The organism is Pseudidiomarina atlantica (assembly GCF_000753735.1).
Taxonomy (GTDB): Bacteria; Pseudomonadota; Gammaproteobacteria; order Enterobacterales; family Alteromonadaceae; genus Pseudidiomarina; species Pseudidiomarina atlantica.
Genome location: NZ_JPIN01000002.1, coordinates 192,713 through 209,335, shown reverse-complemented (window position 1 = coordinate 209,335; position 16,623 = coordinate 192,713). Strand labels below are relative to the sequence as shown.

The window sequence follows — 16,623 nt, the reverse complement described above, 5'->3', positions numbered from 1 at the left end:
TAATCCGAGATGACAACTATGTTAAACGAATTTAAAAAGTTTGCCATGAAAGGCAACGTGGTTGATATGGCCGTTGGTATTATCATTGGCGGCGCCTTTAGCACCATCGTCAAGAGTTTTGTCGCTGATATCATCATGCCTCCTATCGGGTTACTGCTTGGTGGCGTCGATTTCACCGACATGTTTGTGGTATTGCGCGCTGGCACCGAAAAGCTCGGCCCTTATGCGACCCTAGCTGATGCCCAAGCGGCGGGTGCGGTGACCGTCAACTATGGTCTTTTCATCACCAACACCATTAGCTTTATTATTGTCGCCTTTGCCGTATTCTGGCTAGTCAAAGCGATGAATAGCCTCAAAGCCAAAGAAGAGCCGGCGCCAGTGACGACCAAAACTTGTGAATTTTGCTTCTCGGCAATTCCACTCAAGGCCACACGTTGCCCGAGCTGCACCTCACAACTGCAAGTCGATCTCAAATCCGAACCGAGTTAACGCTTAAGTACTGCAAACGCGGTTTCGTGGAGGCTGCTGATATAAAGCTGATGCTCGAATTCAGCAGCCCCTGTCACAAAAGCAAATTCGCCATTCGGAGCTTGTAAGCTTTCGATCACGTTGCCCTCGATATCAATCGCAATTAAATGCCCATATGGCTTTGCTTGTGGGCGCATAAAACTGGGTAAGCGTTGCACCATTTTGCGCACGAACGGGTAGTTTGACAGCGTATCTAATGCGCCACTGCGTGGGCTCACGAGTCCCACCCAAAAGCGACCGTCTGGCGCATCATTCACGTTATCGGGGAAGCCGGGAAGATTGTGCACTATGGTTTCGATTTCGCCGTTATTTGCAGCACCTATGCCGATGCGTAGAATTCGGTAGCTACCGGTTTCGGCCACCAGTACCCATTGCTGATCATGGCTGACCGCCACACCGTTAGCAAAATGCACGCCGCCCAGCAACGTATAGGTTTGCCCAGTACTCGGCACATACGCCAGCACGCGGCCATTCCCGCGATGCTCCATAATATCCAGCAAGCTCGCTTCATAAGTGCCAATGCCGTCCGCCGGGAAGCGTGTGGAGGCATCGGTAAAATAAACCGTACCGTCGGCTGCGATATCAACATCGTCAGCGTAGCGCACCGTTGTGCCGTCCACCTCGGTCACCAGTAACTGCAAACCACTGGCTGCCGACCAATGCATCAAGCCTAAATAGGCATCGGCAATCCATAAATCACCGTTGTCATCGAATTCAAGCCCCAACGGACGGCCGCCCGTGGTGGTTAACGTAGTAAAGCTGCCGTCTGCCTCTTGCCGAACGATATCGCCACTTTTCAGCCCAAATACAGGTCGTCCTTGCGGATCAATGGCAATGTCTTCAGGGCCTTCAGACGTCGGTACCGCAACCTGCTCTGCGGCGGCTAATTTGCTATTCGGCTGGTAAGCTCCCACATAGCCCAAATCACGCGGTGCATTCCATGGCTGCGGCTCAATCGGCACCGGCCACCACAGCATGTAAGCAATAGCAGCTGCTACAAGTGCTAAAGCACCGCGATTCATCACGCGTCGTTTCGACATCCTATTAAAGCTCCGTCTACTCGTTTGGTAGTGACTGCACAAAATTCGTCACTGCTGTTGCTGTTTGCTCTGGCCTTTCAACCATTGGCATATGACCGATGCCTTCCATCAAAATCAGTTCGTTTTGTGGCACTTGCGCGTGCCATACCGCTGCACTACTGACATCTAATAGCTGATCAGCCCCGCCCCAGATAATCAAGGTCGGCACGCTGATGGCGGCGAGGCGACCATCAAGCTGATCAAAGTTACGAAAGTCCTCGGCAATTTGAATATACTCCGCTTTATGCTCTTGGTAACGCGCTGCCATACCCCTAAGCACAAAAGTTGGTACATAAGGTGGCTCGGCCATAGTCATGTCATAGAACTCTTGGAAGTCGTGCCAGCTATCGATTTCAAATGGTGATTGGCCTTGACGGAATAATTTTTCCGCGCGACTGGGAACTGGGGCGGTGACACCAGCTGGGTCAATCACCACTAAGGCAACGGTGCGTTCTGGGTAAGCGAGCGCAAAGTTAGCGGCAATGAGACCGCCCATCGAATTACCGCCTACCACCGCTTGTTCCACCCGCATCGCGTCGAGCAGCCGCTTAACGCGCTCAGCTTGGGCTTGCGGACGATAACTCCACTGCGGATCAAAGCCGGTTTCACCGTGCCCGGCCAAATCGGGAATAACGAGGTGGTAGGAATCGCCAATAGCATCGCCGAAGCGCAGCCATAACTCTTTCGAGGCAGTATAGCCATGTAACAAGACGAGGGTCGGTGCGGTTTCGTCACGTGCTGGACGGTGATACAAGCTCAAGGTGATATCACCGAGCGCAACTTGTTGCTTTTCAAAACCATAAGCCCAAGCTTCTAGGGCCTGGGTTCGATCATACACCCACTGACCGGTAGCGGGATGCCAAGTGGCGCCCCACAGTAGCGCAATGACAATGACAAAGCCCCAAACGAATTTTCTCACGATCGCTCTCCTTGCTGATGAGCTTGAGTAAAACGGTGGTGTTGCGGGCGAAAACGCCATGCCAGCAAACGATACACAAAGCTAAAGCCGGGAAACATAGCGGTTACCTTACCACTTTTACTTTTGTACCAACTGTCACACCCCCCACTTTGCCACACTGTTTTCGCCATTTCACGATGAATCATGGTGGTGTATTCCGCTTCAGCGTCAGCAGTGACTTCAACGCTTGCAGCATGGCGCTTTGCAAGCTCTTCGATAAGCCGCATGATATAAATCATTTGCGACTCAATCACAAAAATTGCCGAAGTATGCCCGATACCGGTATTCGGTCCAGTCACCAGAAACAGATTCGGAAAGCCGGGCATAGTAGTGCCCAAATAAGCCCTAGGATAGTCTTCCCAGACCGCATCAAGCTGCACCCCATCACGACCCTTGACTTGAAAGCCGAGTGCCCCGTCGGTGGCTTTAAAGCCGGTGGAGAAAATCACCGCGTCGAGTTCGAGCACTTGCCCTTGCTTGGTGACGAGGCCGGTGGTGGTGAAGTGATCGATACTATCGTGACGATCATGCAAGGTCACGTTGTTGCGGCTCAAGGCTGGATAGAGCGTATTGGAGACAATGATGCGTTTACAGCCAATCATGTAATCAGGCGTCAATTTTGCCCGCAGCTCTGGATCGGGTACCTGTTTGCGTAGATGCGCACGGGCTTCGCGCTCAGCGATGAGTTTCATCAAGGTTTTGGAATACTTAAAAGCCAGCACCCGCCATTCCAAAGCCCAGTAAATCAGCTTGCGCAGCGTTTGATAAAAAGGCTTCACGCCAAGTAAGCGACGAAACCAAGGGGCAAACTTACGGTCAGGTCGTGGCATCACCCAATGTGGCGTGCGCTGAAACACATGCAGCTCACCTACTTTATCGGCAATGGCCGGAATCACCTGGGCAGCACTCGCGCCACTGCCAATGATCGCCACTTTTTTACCCTGATAGGCGAAGTCGTGGTTCCACTGATTGGTGTGAAAACTCACGCCCTGATAATCAGCAAAATTGGGGAATTCCGGAATAGCAGGATTACTCAAAGGCCCCTGCGCGGCGATGACCGTGCGCGCTAAAAACTCTCCTTGAGTGGTCTGCACGCGCCAGTGTTGCGCAACTTCGAGCCATTCCAGTGCCTGCACGGTGCAATTCAATTGCGCTTTTTCCGCCAGCTTATGCTTGGCCAACACTTGCTCGGTGTACTTAGCAAGCTCGGGCTGCTCCGCGAACATTTGCGACCACGGATAGGGTTCACTGGCGAGCGAGTACAACGGTGATTGCACATCGACCTGCGCACCGGGATAGCTATTCTGGCACCAAGTACCGCCCATAAAGGCACGACGCTCTAGCATAACGAAGTCATCGATGCCGCGTTTGCGCAGCTGAATCGCTGCGCTTTGCCCGCCAAAGCCCGTGCCGATAATCAAAACTTGGTAAATGTGCGAAGCACTCATAGTTGCCGCTTAATATTTGTACTAGTATGTAGAAATGTTCTGTAACGACAAAATTACTTAAGTTTTCATATTTATTCTACACTTATCCTGTTAATTGATGTTTCTAAGGCACCTATGCCAGCAGTCAAACCTAAACAGCTCAGCGAAGCACGCTTTCGTAAACTCTTCGACGAAACGCATGCCATGTCGATTCAAGGCTACCGTTCAGATGGCACGGTGGTGTACTGGAATGCTGCGTCTGAGAAAATCTACGGCTACAGCCCTGCTGAAGCGCTAGGTAAAAACCTGCTGGACTTGATTATCCCAAGCGAAATGCGCGAAGAAGTACGTAGCGCAGTGGATTGGATGTTCGCCAACAAAACCGGCATTCCTTCGGGACGTCTCAACTTAAAACACAAAAACGGTAGCAGTGTGCCGGTCTATTCAAGCCATACCGTGGTCGAGTTACCCGGTGAAGAGCCGATCATGTTTTGTATGGATGCCGACATGCGCGCTCTCGATCTCGCCGAAGCCGAAGTGCAGAAGCTGTCGTATTTCGATGTCTTGACCGGCTTGCCAAATCGACGTCTGTTGCTTGATCATCTGCAGGGTGCATTACAAGGTTTGCGCTTGGAACATCAATATGGCGCCTTACTGTTGCTCGATATTGATAACTTTCATGGCATCAACGATACCCTCGGTTACGATGCTGGGGATCAAGTATTGGTTGCCTGCGCACGGCGGTTGCAGCATCACATTAGCGAGCCATCCATAGTGGCGCGCATTGCTGCCGACGAATTTGTGGTGTTACTGCAACCACTTGAGCACTCGATTGGCGCGGCCGCAACCGAAGCAGAGCTAGCGGCGCAACGTCTGCTGCAAGCCCTGCGCCGTCCAGTTGCGATTGATCAACAGCCCCATAACCTGCAAGCGAAAATCGGCATCACCGTGTTTGGTAACCGCAGTGAGGATCAGCATGAGCTGCTGCGCCAAGTGGACATTGCCTTAAAGCATGCCAAATCACGCGAAGAAACTGCCATCGCGTTTTTTGATCGCTCGATGGAGGCCAACATTCAACGGCGGATTAAGCTTTCACAAGCGCTGAGTACGGCCTTGGAAAAAGAACAATTCTTTTTAGAGTTTCAGCCGCAAGTAGACGTGCAACAACATGTTGTCGGTTACGAAGCCTTGCTGCGTTGGCGGCATCCGGTCCTGGGTCTGATTCCGCCTGACGAATTCATTCCGATTGCTGAGTCCAATCACAGTATTCACGCCATTGGCGATTGGGTCTTTGAGCAATGCTGCTGGCAAATTGTGCGTTGGCAGAAAGCCAATTGTTATCATCATTTGCGCCTATCAATTAACGTCAGTGCAGTGCAATTTCGCCGCGACGATTACGTTAAGCGCACCCAATCCATCTTGCAACGCGCGGGGGCTGATCCTGCGCAATTGCGGCTGGAGCTCACTGAATCCCTAATGGCCGGCAATATCGACTTTATTGTCGAGCAAATGCAGGCGCTGAAGGATCTGGGGCTGAGTTTATCACTCGATGATTTCGGTACCGGCTACGCTTCACTCGCTTACCTGACTCGCTTCCCACTCGATGAATTAAAAATTGACCGCGCGTTCGTTACCGACCTCGCCGACGATGGCAAAGGCGCCTTGCTTGCTGCAACCATCATTGGCTTGGGGCGCAATATGAATTTAACCGTTATCGCCGAAGGCGTTGAAACTATCGAACAGTTTGGACGTCTACGAGATATGGGCTGCGAGGTATTCCAAGGTTATTGGTTTGGCAAACCTAGCCCACACCTCCCCGAAGCGTAACATTAAGGATTTGCTATGCGAAATACCGTCGCCACGATTTTAGGCGTATCTCTAATTGTCGGTTTAGTGGCCGCTGCAAGTATTGCGGCAAATGGTTTTCTTGAGGCGCGCGCAATGGAGCGCAGTGTCACAGTGAAAGGCCTGTCAGAACGTGAATATTTAGCTGACATCGTGCTTTGGCCCATCCAATACACCACCGCAAGTAACGATCTTGACGCGATTTATCAAGAAATCGAAGCTTCAAATAAGAAAATTGTGGCTTTCTTGCTACTCAAAGGGATCAATGAAGAAGAAATATCCACTTCTGCGCCGGCGATTGTGGATAAATCTGCCCAACGCTATGGTGGTGGCGATCCAGGTCCGTTTCGCTACACTGCGACGCAAACTATCACGGTGTATTCAGAAGCCGTCGAAGACATTCGTCTCATCATGAGCTCAATGGCAGAACTCGGCCAACAGGGCATCGTACTCAACGGTGATGATTACAACTCACAGCCCGAATATATATTTACCCGACTCAACGAAATTAAACCTGAAATGATTGAGGAAGCAACGGTAAATGCGCGCGAGGTAGCAATGAAATTTGCTGAAGATTCACAAAGCACTCTCGGTAAAATCAAGCGCGCCAGCCAAGGTCAATTCAGCATCAGCGCGCGTGATCGGCACAATCCGCATTTGAAAAATATTCGCGTGGTGTCCACCGTCGAATATTATCTGTCGGATTAAAGTGGCGAGTTAACCGCCCATACCTGGCAATTTCATCGGTTCAGCTGGCAGTACGAAGCGTTCGGCTGCTGGCACCGTAGCGTCGATGTCGGTAAGTTCATAATTGTTGTCTTGCTGCATCACGCCCAAACCTTTTTCCACAGTGTTGGCGCGCATATGAGCAAAGCCTTCCGGCAGTTCCTCACCCATGGCGTCGAGCATAATTTCAACCATATTGAGCATGGCGAGATTGAAGTCGACGACCACTTGGTTATCCGTCATCAATATTTCTTCAGTTGACTCGGTGCCGTCATTTTCTTTCGTGGTGAGTAAATAATACTCGCCCTCAATCCCATCAACAGTGGTGGTGCGCCCAGTTGCCTCTAACGAAACAAAGCCCTCAAATTCATTATTGAGATCGTCTTGCGGCACTTCCATTGCATCACCCATCATGCGCATGGCGTCGGCAATGTCGATGACCATGGTCATGCCACCCTGATTAGCTACAGAATAAAGCTTACCATCACGCATCAGCATGTAGCCCTGCTCGGGGTCACCAGACTCCATGCGTAGATAATCACCATCAATAAATTCAGCGCGGACCCGCTCGCCTTCAGACAACATCGTCAGAGAACCTTTTGCCGTGCTTGGTAGCGCTAGCAGTGCAGCCGCACTCAGTGCGCAAGCAGTCAGAATAGAAGTCATTTTCATCAGTCTTTTCCTTGTAAATGCGCTGCATTTTCCGTCGGCCGCAGCGGTAATTGCCCTATAGCCAAAGTAGCACAAACCAGCAAAATTGCCGAAACCAGCAGGCAAGTGAGCAAGCCATAGGTTTGATAGAGCCACCCCGATAGTACCGTTCCGAGCAGTCGCCCCGCGGCGTTCGCCATGTAATAAAAGCCGACATCCAGTGAGACACCGTCGGCACGTGCATAAGATACGATTAAGTAACTGTGCAACGATGAGTTGACCGCGAAGCAGAAGCCAAACAGCGCCAACCCAGCAATGATGACAGAGTCGAGCGGCCAGTCACTGCCGATGCCAGCGATCAAAAGCAATGGCGTTGCCGTCAACAAAGTACCCCAGATCATAGTAAGAGTGCGTAACGACAGCACAGCACTGCGCGTAAAACGCGGTGCGAAAGCCTGTACGATACCGTAACCGATCACCCAGAGCGCCAAAAAACTACCGACTTGCCACTGCTGCCATTGCAGCTGAGTGACTAGGAATACTGGTAACGCAACGACAAACCAAACATCGCGAGCGCCAAACAACGCGAAACGTGCCGCCGAAAGCACATTAATCGCACGGCTTTTCGATAACATCTCGCGAAATTTGGGTTTGAACTTAGCTTTGCCTGTGTCTTGTTTGAGCGTGACTAGACTCAGTATCCAAACCAGCGCCAGCATCGCTAGCATTGCCGCAACCGCGCCCTGAAAGCCAATGACAGTCAATAACAAGCCACCCAAGAAAAAGCCGACGCCTTTGAGGGTATTCTTGGAACCGGTCAGCAGCGCCACCCACTTGTATAGAGTGCCTTGCTGTTGGTCCGACACCAACAGCTTTATCGTGCTTTTGGCACTCATTTTATTGAGATCTTTGGCGATTCCGGACAATGCTTGGGCGGCCATGACCCACACCACAGTTAACCAACTGGCCGGGACCAACAACATCGCTAATGCCACTAGCTGCAGGCCAAGCCCGATGTTCATTGTGCGGTTGAGCCCCCAGCGCGCGCCTAGCCACCCACCGAAGAGGTTGGTGACCACGCCAAAAAACTCGTAAAACAAAAACAACATGGCAACTTCAAGCGCACTGTATCCCAACTGATGGAAGTGCAACACCACCAGCATGCGCAACGCACCATCGGTAAGGGTGAATGCCCAATAGTTACCAGTAACAATCAAGTACTGGCGCACTGCCGGGCTCAGCGTGCTTAACATGCCCCCACCTTGGCAACGAGTTCAGTGGCACGATTAGCGTAGCCCCACTCGTTATCGTACCAAGCGTAGACCTTCACATGGGTGCCGTTCACGACGCGAGTCGACAGCGCATCAACAATACTCGAGCGTGGGTCGGTGCGGTAATCGATGGAGACCAGTGGGCGTTCTTCGTAACCTAAAATACCTTTCAGTTCGTGCTCTGCCGCTGCTTTGAAGAGCGCGTTCACTTCTTCCACCGTCGTTGCACGCTCAAGCTCAAACACGCAATCGGTCAACGAGGCATTTGCCAGCGGAACCCGCACCGCGTGACCATCTAAGCGCCCTTTTAGCTCTGGGAAGATCTCAATAATGGCAGTGGCTGAGCCGGTTGAAGTTGGAATCAAACTCTCGCCACAAGCACGCGCGCGGCGCAAATCCTTGTGTGGCGTGTCGAGAATACTCTGCGTATTGGTAATTGAATGAATGGTAGTGATCGAACCGTGCTTGATACCAATTTGTTCATGCAGAACTTTGACCACTGGCGCTAAGCAGTTAGTGGTACAAGACGCTGCCGTGATAATACGATGCTGAGCTGGGTCAAACAGATGATCGTTCACGCCCATGGTAATGTTCAACGCACCCGCTTCTTTGACCGGCGCTGACACCACGACACGCTTCACACCTTGCTCTAAATAGCCCTGCAATACCGCCACTGTTTTCATTTTGCCCGACGCCTCGAGTACTACATCGCAAGCACTCCAGTCGTTGTCTTCAATGGTTTTCTCGCGAGTAAACCTCATCGTTTTGCCGTTTACGGTAATACTTGCATCATCCGCACTGATAGCTGCATCCCAATGACCATGCACCGAATCAAACTCCAGCAAGTGCGCGAAGGTTTTGGCATCACCACCTGGGTCGTTGATCTGTATCACTTCGAGATCATCGCGCGCTGCAGCAATGCGCATCGCTAAACGACCGATGCGGCCAAAGCCATTAATACCTACTTTAATTGTCATGACGTCGTCCTTTTCATTGGGTTGTATTCAGCAGTGGTGGCGATAATTTTCGCCATCCAATCGGGCATGGCTGGGTTGAGTCGGTAATAAACCCAGCGTGAATCTTTACGGTCCAGCAACAAGCCATATTCACGCAATTGCGCCAAATGCCGCGAGACCTTTGGTTGCGACATGCCAGTAGCATCGACCAAGTCACACACGCACAGTTCACCACGGTGCAACAATAGCAACATCTGTAGGCGCAACGGATCCGCCATTACTTTGAAGAAGTCCGTGGGCGCGTTGAACAGGTGCTTGGTGGTGTCGCGTTTATCTTGAATCAGCAAAAACATGCGAATACGTTCGCTCAGCTCATGCACGGTTTTATCAAAGGCCGCGTCAGTGTCTGCTGCCACCGGGTCAGGGAAGTCCCAACTGATAAAGTTTTGCCCGCGAAAAAGGGGTTGGCACTCTTTGCGCGCGCGGTCACACAAGCTAATCACGTAATCAAATTGCGTATCCGCCAAACCATCAAGTGATTTCGAGCGCAGGTTATCGGTAGCGATGCCACGACGCTGCAAGGCTGCCAGCGCGCGGGGATGCGCCGTGGTGGGCTCGGTTCCTGCACTGCTGACGTGCATGCGGTCACCGGCCAGTTGTTGTAGCAGCGCTTCAGCGATGAGGCTGCGGGCTGAGTTGGCGGTACAGACGAAGAGAATGTGCATGGTCGTTAATCGTTAATCGTTAATCGTTAATCGTTAATCGTTAATCGTTATATATGGTAATCCATATGTGTTGGGTGGGGGAAGTTTTTTTTGAGTTTGGTTCCCATAACTGGTGATTTTGTTCTATTTTTGTTTATTAAAGCTTAATTTGAGCTTGGATGCGATAAGGAACTTACATGAACCGCACGGAGCGCCGAACCACTCCCTCAGCACGCCCGCAATTTTGGCGGGTCGCCCTGCGTACTTGCGTGATTGCCGGAAGTACCAATTTGCTATTTCTGCTTATTTTCCTTGCGGTCGGCTCGCCCATATTAGCGTGGGTGAGTGTTGGAAGTATGACGGTGTATGCAATTGCTTATTGGGCGATTAGGCAACGCAAAAATAAGCTTGGGGTTGGGCTGATTTGGTCGGAAGTCGTGATTCATGCCGCGCTTGGCATTCTCTTGATTGGCTGGGGCAGCGGCTTTCATTACTACTTGCTGGTCTTCATTCCGGCACTTGCGGTTACGCTCAAGCGGTCGAAGGCGATTGCAGCGTTGCTGGTGTTGTGGGTGCTCTACACTGGACTCTTTGTCATGTCTGAGCTGATTCCACCGCTACAGCCTTTAGTGTCTCGTGCGGCGCTCGATGGTGTGAACCTGTTTAATTTGACGGTGGTGTTCGCCATGTTTAGTTACTTGGCTTTGTTTTACATCGAAACGGTCATCGAAGGGCAACGTGCGTTGCGCAAATTGGCAAGCACCGACATGTTAACGGGGCTGAAGAATCGGCGGCACATGACAGAAGTCGGTGAAGCGGAAATTTCACGCGCAGAGCGATTTGCGATGCCGCTCAGCGTGCTCTTGATTGATGCCGACCACTTCAAGCTGATCAATGATATTTTCAGTCACCAAAAAGGCGATGAAGTGCTCTGCTGTCTCACCAAGTTGCTGCGCACCGAGCTGCGTCAACACGATGTGATTGGGCGCTGGGGTGGCGAGGAGTTTTTAGTGTTACTGCCGAATACCACACTCGAAAACGCACAACTGCTAGCCGAGCGTATTCGTGGCACGGTTAAAGACTTTCGTTGGCAAGAACTCCTTAAAGACGAGCTTGCCGTTTCAATTAGCATTGGTGTAACCCAATTGCTGCCTAACGAAACCTTAAATCGCCTGATCAATCGCGCCGACAAAGCCTTGCACAGTAGTAAAGCGAACGGTCGGAATCGGGTGACTGCGGTAGCGGCCTAAACCATCAAGCCCCTCTCTTAACACAAGTTTTAACATCGACCGCCTTGTACCACGGTGTGCGAAGCCTAAACTAATGGCTAACCATCAATAGGGAGGTTAGTCATGAAAAAGCTTTTGTTCTCTACTTCTGCGCTCGCGCTACTTGCTAGCGGTACAGCCGTTGCTGATGACACACCGGTCTACGATTATGTATCGGTAAACTACTTGTCAGCAAACTACGATGATGACGACTTTCTCGGTGTCGACTATGAGCCGACGGGCTTTCAAATCGAAGGCTCTAAGCTGATCACCGAAAACTTTTATATTATCGGCTCTTATGACCGCCTCGGCGAAGATTACAATATTGGCGGGCAGCGGGTTGACGTGGATGTTGACACTTGGCGCGCCGGTGTGGGCTTTTTATTTCCGCTGAGTCGTACCTCACACTTGTTTGTTGAACCGGCGTGGGTGCGTTTTGAAGGCGAGTCTGACAACTTTACCACCGAAGAAGACGGCTACGGCGTGAAGGCCGGTATCAATCAAGTGATTAGCAATACTTTCCATGTCAAAGGTTACGCCAACTATGTCGATGTCGACGACGCTGACGACACCACTTTTGGGGTCGAAGGCCGCGTCCTATTTACTGAGAACTTGCATGGCATCGCCGGCATTGAAGGTAACGGCGACGGTACCGTGTTCAAGTTGGGCGCAAGTTTCGCATTCTAAAGCGTTTTTAGTGTGGTTACGCATGGAAGCGTAGCTGCACTCCTAATTTTGCTTGTTGTTTAATTTCATTCTCTAAATCGGCCACCAACATCGGATTGCTTTGCCCTTGTTCGGTAAGCTGCAGCACCAACCAATCGCCACCTGCCTGAACGTCTTTGAGCAACTGTGACGGCTGCCGGTCCGTATTAAACAGCACGGCCAGTCGCAATAAGCCAAGTACGCGATGCAAATCTTGTTGTTGATACAAATACAACAACGGCACCCGCTCCATTTGGATTTTTTTGCGGAACTGCCGCACCAAGGCGGCGAGTACGGCTTGTTCTTCTTTATTGAAGCCGGGCATGTCAGCATTGGCTAAGATGTAGCCGGAGTGTGCTTGAATCGCGCTGGAGTTAATCTGTAAGCCAACTTCATGCAAACGTGCTGCCCAAGTGACTAAGGGTTGCCATTCTTTGGCGCGGATACCCCACGGCTTAGCCGCCCGTTTAAGCAGGTGCTGCACGGTCTCAATCACCCGCGCGGCTTGAATCTCATCAATACGGTAGCGCGCCGCCATGCCGTCTACGGTACGTTCACGCACATCGCGGTGCTCGATAGCCCGCTCCGCCAGTTCGTACAAAACCCCTTCGCGGAGAGCAGCATCGTGGGTCATCAGTTCGTTGAGTTCAAGCTCATCCATAATCGCAATCAAAATAGCTAAGCCTGCCGGCAAAATCGGTAAGCGTTCACTATCGATACCTGGCGCGGTAAAGTTGCTAATCAGCGAATGTTGCAGCACTTCTTGCATACACTGCTCAAGCTGCGCACGCGTAATGCGGTCAGGCGGTGATTGATCGCGCGCTTGTAACCATTGTGCAATTGCCTTCATGGTGCCTGAGGTGCCAATCACTTGCTGTGCTTGGAACTTGCGGAAGCTTTGGGCAATCGGCTCAAGCTCACTGCGCGCCGCGGTCAACGCGCGGTTAAAGCGCTTAGCGCTAAGCTTGCCTTTGCTAAAAAAGCGCTCGGTGTAGCTGACACAACCAATGGAGCGTGAGGTCAACAGCTCTGGCTCAAACTCATTACCAGCCACCATTTCAGTACTGCCGCCACCGATATCAATAACCAGCCGTTTGCCGACATTGGCACTGGTTTGGGCCACGCCACGGTAGATTAAACGCGCTTCTTCATGACCCGAAATAATTGTGATCGGAAAGGGTAGAATCGCCGCAGCTCGCGCTAAAAACACATCGCTGTTACGCGCTTCGCGTAAGGTGTGAGTGGCAACCACGTGCACTTGTTCGCTGGTAAAACCTTCAAGCCGCTGCGCGCATAATTGCAACGCATCGAGTCCGCGCTGCATGGCCTCTTCGGTCAACTTACCGTTGTTGCGTAGGCCTTCGGCTAAGCGCACCTTTTGCTTAAATCGCAGCAGTGGCTGCAAATGTTGATCGATGACACGCGCAGTGATCAGGTGAAAACTGTTCGAGCCTAAATCAAGTGCGGCGAATTGCGGTCCATTACTCATTCAACAGTTCCCTTGGGGGCTTGGGCTTGAGCTTTTAAGTAGTCGTAAATAGCTAGCTGTGAGCGGATCTTCTTACGGTTACCACGCGGTCGATAGGTATTCTTTTGTTCGGCATCGAGCACGCGAGCTTTGGTGGTATCTTGCCATTGTAGCTCAAGAATCGTTTTGATTTGTTGCTGTAGCTCTTGGGCTTGAATTTGGCAACCGACCTCAACCCGATCATCGAGATTGCGCGCCATAAGGTCAGCTGAAGAAATAAAGATACGTTCTTGTCCGGCATTATGAAAGCAATAGACCCGCGGATGCTCAAGAAAACGGTCAACAATGCTTATGATTTCGATGTTTTCACTGACGCCGGCAACGCCAGCACGCAGCGCACACATACCGCGCACAATGGCGCGGACGCGAACCCCAGCACGAGATGCACGGTACAGTCGAGTGATAATGCCTTCATCGACCAAATTGTTGACCTTGACGAAAATCTCCGCGCGTTTGCCTTGCTGTGCATGCACAATTTCGGTCTCGATAAGATCGTCTAAACGGTCGCGTGAATTCACCGGTGATACCAGCAAATGATTGAAGCGGAAGCGTCGATAAGGCGCCTCTAAGTACTGAAACACTTGCTCTACGTCTTCACAAATGCTGCGATCTGCGGTGAATAAGCTGAAGTCTGTATAGATTTGTGCGGTTTTTTCATTGAAGTTACCAGTGCCAATATGCGCATAACGCTTCAGCGTCTTTTGCTCCTTGCGCTTGATCAAAATCAGCTTGGAGTGCACTTTCAGCCCCTGAATACCAAATATCACGCGTATGCCCTCGTGGGTCATGCGTTTCGCCCACTCGATATTGGCTTCTTCGTCAAAACGCGCTTGGAGCTCGACCAGCACTGTTACTTTCTTGCCGTTATTCACCGCTTCAACGAGCGAATGTACGATACGCGAATGTGGCGCGACACGATAAATACAAATTTGGATGCTCTGTACCAAGGGATCGTAAGCGGCTTGGCGAATCACTTCGGTAAGGTGCGCGAACTTGTGATAGGGGTAGTAAAGCAGAATGTCCTGCTCGGCAATGGCATCAAAGACGCTGCGATGTTTGACAAAATGCGGATGCTCAAGCGGCGGCATCGGCGGGTTTAACAGTGATTTGTGCCCCCAGTTCTGGAAACTGGCAAAATCGCGGGTATTGCGGTAACGGCCGCCAGCCACCAGTGAATCATGGGTCGTCAGCCCCAACTGATGATGCAAAAAATACAGCATATCTTTCGGCATGCTGCTGTCGTAGACCAAGCGCACAGGCTCAGCCTCAAAACGCTGACGCAAGCCCTCCTCCATGCGCTCAAGCACGCTTTGGTCAATATCGTGCGGCAAGCGATATTCGGAATCGCGCGTCATTTTAAACGAAAAGGCACGCAACGAGTCGTAAGGCACAATGCCCTTGAACAGCTCATCGATGCATAAACGAATCACGTTATCGAGCATGATCACGCGCTTTTTCCGCTTCAAGCTCTTAAAGGGTAGCTTTAAAAAGCGCGACAACTCGTCGGTAGGCACTTCGAGTGCTGCATAACGCACACTCTTGCCGAGCTTGATTTCCACACACATGTAGGTGGCGTCTTGATTAATGGCCTGAATCATATTGGTGGTGGGGCCAATCAGCAGCGGCACAATATAGCGCTTAATCTTTTCGTGAAAATACTGCGTTAGCCATTCGCGTTCTTGCTCAGTGGTTTGAGTTTCATCGATAACGGCAATATTCTTTTTCGCGAGTGCCTTGATGACATCTTGATAGATGGCTTCGAAACGCTCTTGTTGGCGCACCACGGTTTGCTGAATTTGGGACATCAGCTTTTCGGCTTGTTCATGCTCGCTTGGGGTTTGTGCATAAAAGATTTTCCGCCGCACGTCGGCGACACGGACACGGAAAAATTCATCCATGTTGGCCGAGAAAATACCTAAAAAGCGCATCCGCTCAACGACTGGCACGCTTTTATCAGCAGCTTCTTGTAATACGCGCTCGTTAAAGGCTAACCAACTGAGCTCTTTAGGAAAGAATTTCATGCATTACCCTCGGTTACATCACGTTATTACTTTACGTGATGCACCGACACTTAGTATGACGTTTTTATGACAGTTGTAAGGGTATTTACGCAACTATCTGAGGCAACAGTTTCTCGGCATTGCGACTGCGCAACCACGCTGGCACTTCGAGTAGCTCGAGCTCGCCATTCAGGTGCTCAACAATGGCGGTGCACGAGTCTTGCCAATCACCCGTATTCAGGTAGCTGACATTGTCGATTTCAAGCATGGCTGGCACGTGGATATGACCGCAAATAATGCCATCGAAATGTTTGCGCGCAGCATAATCGGCCGCCGCCAGTTGATAATCATGGATATAACGTAACGCGCGCGTTGAGCGTGATTTAACCGCTTTAGCAAGGCTGAAATAGTGCTCTCCCCGATGCGTGCGGCGCCGATTCCACCAACGATTGACCAGCAACAGACCGCTATAAATACTATCGGCAAGTGAGCTCAGCAGTTGTGGACAGCGCACTTGATTATCAAATTGGTCGCCGTGCACCACAATAAAGCGCTTGCCTTGACGTGTTTGGTGGACATGCTGATTACACAGCTTGATATTGGTGATGCCATAATCAAACGGATAGTCGGCGAGGATCTTACGAAAACCGGCATCGTGGTTGCCCATCACATAGACGATCTCAATACCTTCACGCGCCATCGCTAAGAGTTGCTTCACCACTTGTAGTTGCGCATCGCAAAGGCCGCGACGTTTGGCTTTTATAGACCACAAATCAACAATATCACCCACCAATATAACGCGGCGACAATGCACCATCTTTAAGAATTCAAGTAAGGTTTCGGCGTGACACGAAATAGTGCCTAAATGAATATCGGACAGAAACAGAGTATCGATAGCCAATTGATGTTTGCTGTAAGTCATAAGCGCCTCCGTGTTTGGAAGCGCTTATGATCAAGCACTTAGGTGACAGCCCGGT

The 16,623-nt window shown here is 51.0% G+C and carries 15 protein-coding genes; 5 read left to right on the top strand and 10 right to left on the bottom strand.

From position 1 onward, the window contains the following. The first annotated feature begins 9 nt into the window (after window positions 1-9). A complete protein-coding gene (gene mscL, locus IDAT_RS03790) occupies window positions 10-489 on the top strand; it encodes a large conductance mechanosensitive channel protein MscL (protein ID WP_280113575.1) in 480 nt (159 codons plus the stop codon). Here mscL and IDAT_RS03785 read toward each other — a convergent pair. The 3 genes from IDAT_RS03785 to IDAT_RS03775 are packed head-to-tail and all read right to left on the bottom strand — an operon-like array spanning window position 486 to window position 4,013. Next, a complete protein-coding gene (locus tag IDAT_RS03785) occupies window positions 486-1,568 on the bottom strand; it encodes an SMP-30/gluconolactonase/LRE family protein (RefSeq protein WP_244441599.1) in 1,083 nt (360 codons plus the stop codon). The two genes, mscL and IDAT_RS03785, sit on opposite strands and share 4 nt — an antisense overlap. A 16-nt stretch (window positions 1,569-1,584) precedes the next feature. Further along, window positions 1,585-2,526: an alpha/beta fold hydrolase gene (locus IDAT_RS03780; RefSeq protein ID WP_051986559.1), complete on the bottom strand. Its 942-nt coding sequence runs from the start codon at window positions 2,524-2,526 to the stop codon at window positions 1,585-1,587. Further along, the gene (locus tag IDAT_RS03775; protein ID WP_034730651.1) at window positions 2,523-4,013 is read right to left on the bottom strand and encodes a flavin-containing monooxygenase; all 1,491 of its coding nucleotides are present in this window, start codon (window positions 4,011-4,013) and stop codon (window positions 2,523-2,525) included. Before IDAT_RS03775 ends, IDAT_RS03780 begins: the two co-directional genes overlap by 4 nt. A gap of 114 nt (window positions 4,014-4,127) precedes the next feature. On the opposite strand from IDAT_RS03775, the gene IDAT_RS03770 reads away from it, so the two are divergent. Both IDAT_RS03770 and IDAT_RS03765 read left to right on the top strand, forming a co-directional pair. Further along, a complete protein-coding gene (locus IDAT_RS03770) occupies window positions 4,128-5,819 on the top strand; it encodes a sensor domain-containing protein (RefSeq protein ID WP_051986558.1) in 1,692 nt (563 codons plus the stop codon). A 15-nt stretch (window positions 5,820-5,834) separates the two neighbouring features. Beyond that, window positions 5,835-6,545: an SIMPL domain-containing protein gene (locus tag IDAT_RS03765; protein ID WP_034730649.1), complete on the top strand. Its 711-nt coding sequence runs from the start codon at window positions 5,835-5,837 to the stop codon at window positions 6,543-6,545. A gap of 9 nt (window positions 6,546-6,554) precedes the next feature. On the opposite strand, the gene IDAT_RS03760 is transcribed toward IDAT_RS03765, so the two are convergent. The 4 genes from IDAT_RS03760 to IDAT_RS13540 are packed head-to-tail and all read right to left on the bottom strand — an operon-like array spanning window position 6,555 to window position 10,166. Next, window positions 6,555-7,235, bottom strand: coding sequence for a hypothetical protein (locus tag IDAT_RS03760; protein WP_034730646.1), 681 nt, complete (start codon window positions 7,233-7,235; stop codon window positions 6,555-6,557). Then, window positions 7,235-8,467: an organoarsenical effux MFS transporter ArsJ gene (arsJ, locus tag IDAT_RS03755; RefSeq protein ID WP_034730645.1), complete on the bottom strand. Its 1,233-nt coding sequence runs from the start codon at window positions 8,465-8,467 to the stop codon at window positions 7,235-7,237. The genes IDAT_RS03760 and arsJ overlap by 1 nt, the downstream gene beginning before the upstream one ends. Beyond that, window positions 8,461-9,462 carry an ArsJ-associated glyceraldehyde-3-phosphate dehydrogenase gene (locus IDAT_RS03750; RefSeq protein ID WP_034730642.1) on the bottom strand — a complete coding sequence of 334 codons (1,002 nt, stop codon included), beginning with the start codon at window positions 9,460-9,462 and terminating at the stop codon, window positions 8,461-8,463. Before IDAT_RS03750 ends, arsJ begins: the two co-directional genes overlap by 7 nt. Next, the gene (locus IDAT_RS13540; RefSeq protein ID WP_034730640.1) at window positions 9,459-10,166 is read right to left on the bottom strand and encodes a metalloregulator ArsR/SmtB family transcription factor; all 708 of its coding nucleotides are present in this window, start codon (window positions 10,164-10,166) and stop codon (window positions 9,459-9,461) included. Before IDAT_RS13540 ends, IDAT_RS03750 begins: the two co-directional genes overlap by 4 nt. A 176-nt stretch (window positions 10,167-10,342) precedes the next feature. On the opposite strand from IDAT_RS13540, the gene IDAT_RS03740 reads away from it, so the two are divergent. Then, window positions 10,343-11,395, top strand: a complete 1,053-nt coding sequence (locus tag IDAT_RS03740) for a GGDEF domain-containing protein (RefSeq protein ID WP_034730635.1) — start codon at window positions 10,343-10,345, stop codon at window positions 11,393-11,395. A 102-nt stretch (window positions 11,396-11,497) separates the two neighbouring features. Then, window positions 11,498-12,100 (top strand): outer membrane beta-barrel protein, encoded by a 603-nt coding sequence (locus IDAT_RS03735; RefSeq protein ID WP_034730634.1) that lies wholly within the window; start codon window positions 11,498-11,500, stop codon window positions 12,098-12,100. A gap of 16 nt (window positions 12,101-12,116) precedes the next feature. Here IDAT_RS03735 and ppx read toward each other — a convergent pair whose 3' ends face one another. From ppx to IDAT_RS03720, 3 genes are all read right to left on the bottom strand, one after another. After that, entirely contained in the window at window positions 12,117-13,607 is a 1,491-nt protein-coding gene (ppx, locus tag IDAT_RS03730) for an exopolyphosphatase (RefSeq protein WP_034730633.1), read from the bottom strand. Beyond that, window positions 13,604-15,667 (bottom strand): polyphosphate kinase 1, encoded by a 2,064-nt coding sequence (gene ppk1, locus IDAT_RS03725; protein WP_034730632.1) that lies wholly within the window; start codon window positions 15,665-15,667, stop codon window positions 13,604-13,606. The genes ppx and ppk1 overlap by 4 nt, the downstream gene beginning before the upstream one ends. 85 nt (window positions 15,668-15,752) lie before the next feature. Further along, window positions 15,753-16,568, bottom strand: a complete 816-nt coding sequence (locus IDAT_RS03720) for a UDP-2,3-diacylglucosamine diphosphatase (RefSeq protein WP_051986557.1) — start codon at window positions 16,566-16,568, stop codon at window positions 15,753-15,755. Window positions 16,569-16,623: the final 55 nt, after the last annotated feature.

What these genes read in the sequence shown, in the direction of transcription:
- mscL (WP_280113575.1), top strand. Translation starts at nt 10, where the DNA reads ATGACAACTATGTTAAACGAATTTAAAAAGTTTGCCATGAAAGGCAAC.
- IDAT_RS03785 (WP_244441599.1), bottom strand. Translation starts at nt 1,568, where the DNA reads ATGTCGAAACGACGCGTGATGAATCGCGGTGCTTTAGCACTTGTAGCA.
- IDAT_RS03775 (WP_034730651.1), bottom strand. Translation starts at nt 4,013, where the DNA reads ATGAGTGCTTCGCACATTTACCAAGTTTTGATTATCGGCACGGGCTTT.
- IDAT_RS03770 (WP_051986558.1), top strand. Translation starts at nt 4,128, where the DNA reads ATGCCAGCAGTCAAACCTAAACAGCTCAGCGAAGCACGCTTTCGTAAA.
- IDAT_RS03765 (WP_034730649.1), top strand. Translation starts at nt 5,835, where the DNA reads ATGCGAAATACCGTCGCCACGATTTTAGGCGTATCTCTAATTGTCGGT.
- IDAT_RS03760 (WP_034730646.1), bottom strand. Translation starts at nt 7,235, where the DNA reads ATGAAAATGACTTCTATTCTGACTGCTTGCGCACTGAGTGCGGCTGCA.
- arsJ (WP_034730645.1), bottom strand. Translation starts at nt 8,467, where the DNA reads ATGTTAAGCACGCTGAGCCCGGCAGTGCGCCAGTACTTGATTGTTACT.
- IDAT_RS03750 (WP_034730642.1), bottom strand. Translation starts at nt 9,462, where the DNA reads ATGACAATTAAAGTAGGTATTAATGGCTTTGGCCGCATCGGTCGTTTA.
- IDAT_RS13540 (WP_034730640.1), bottom strand. Translation starts at nt 10,166, where the DNA reads ATGCACATTCTCTTCGTCTGTACCGCCAACTCAGCCCGCAGCCTCATC.
- IDAT_RS03740 (WP_034730635.1), top strand. Translation starts at nt 10,343, where the DNA reads ATGAACCGCACGGAGCGCCGAACCACTCCCTCAGCACGCCCGCAATTT.
- IDAT_RS03735 (WP_034730634.1), top strand. Translation starts at nt 11,498, where the DNA reads ATGAAAAAGCTTTTGTTCTCTACTTCTGCGCTCGCGCTACTTGCTAGC.
- ppx (WP_034730633.1), bottom strand. Translation starts at nt 13,607, where the DNA reads ATGAGTAATGGACCGCAATTCGCCGCACTTGATTTAGGCTCGAACAGT.
- ppk1 (WP_034730632.1), bottom strand. Translation starts at nt 15,667, where the DNA reads ATGAAATTCTTTCCTAAAGAGCTCAGTTGGTTAGCCTTTAACGAGCGC.
- IDAT_RS03720 (WP_051986557.1), bottom strand. Translation starts at nt 16,568, where the DNA reads ATGACTTACAGCAAACATCAATTGGCTATCGATACTCTGTTTCTGTCC.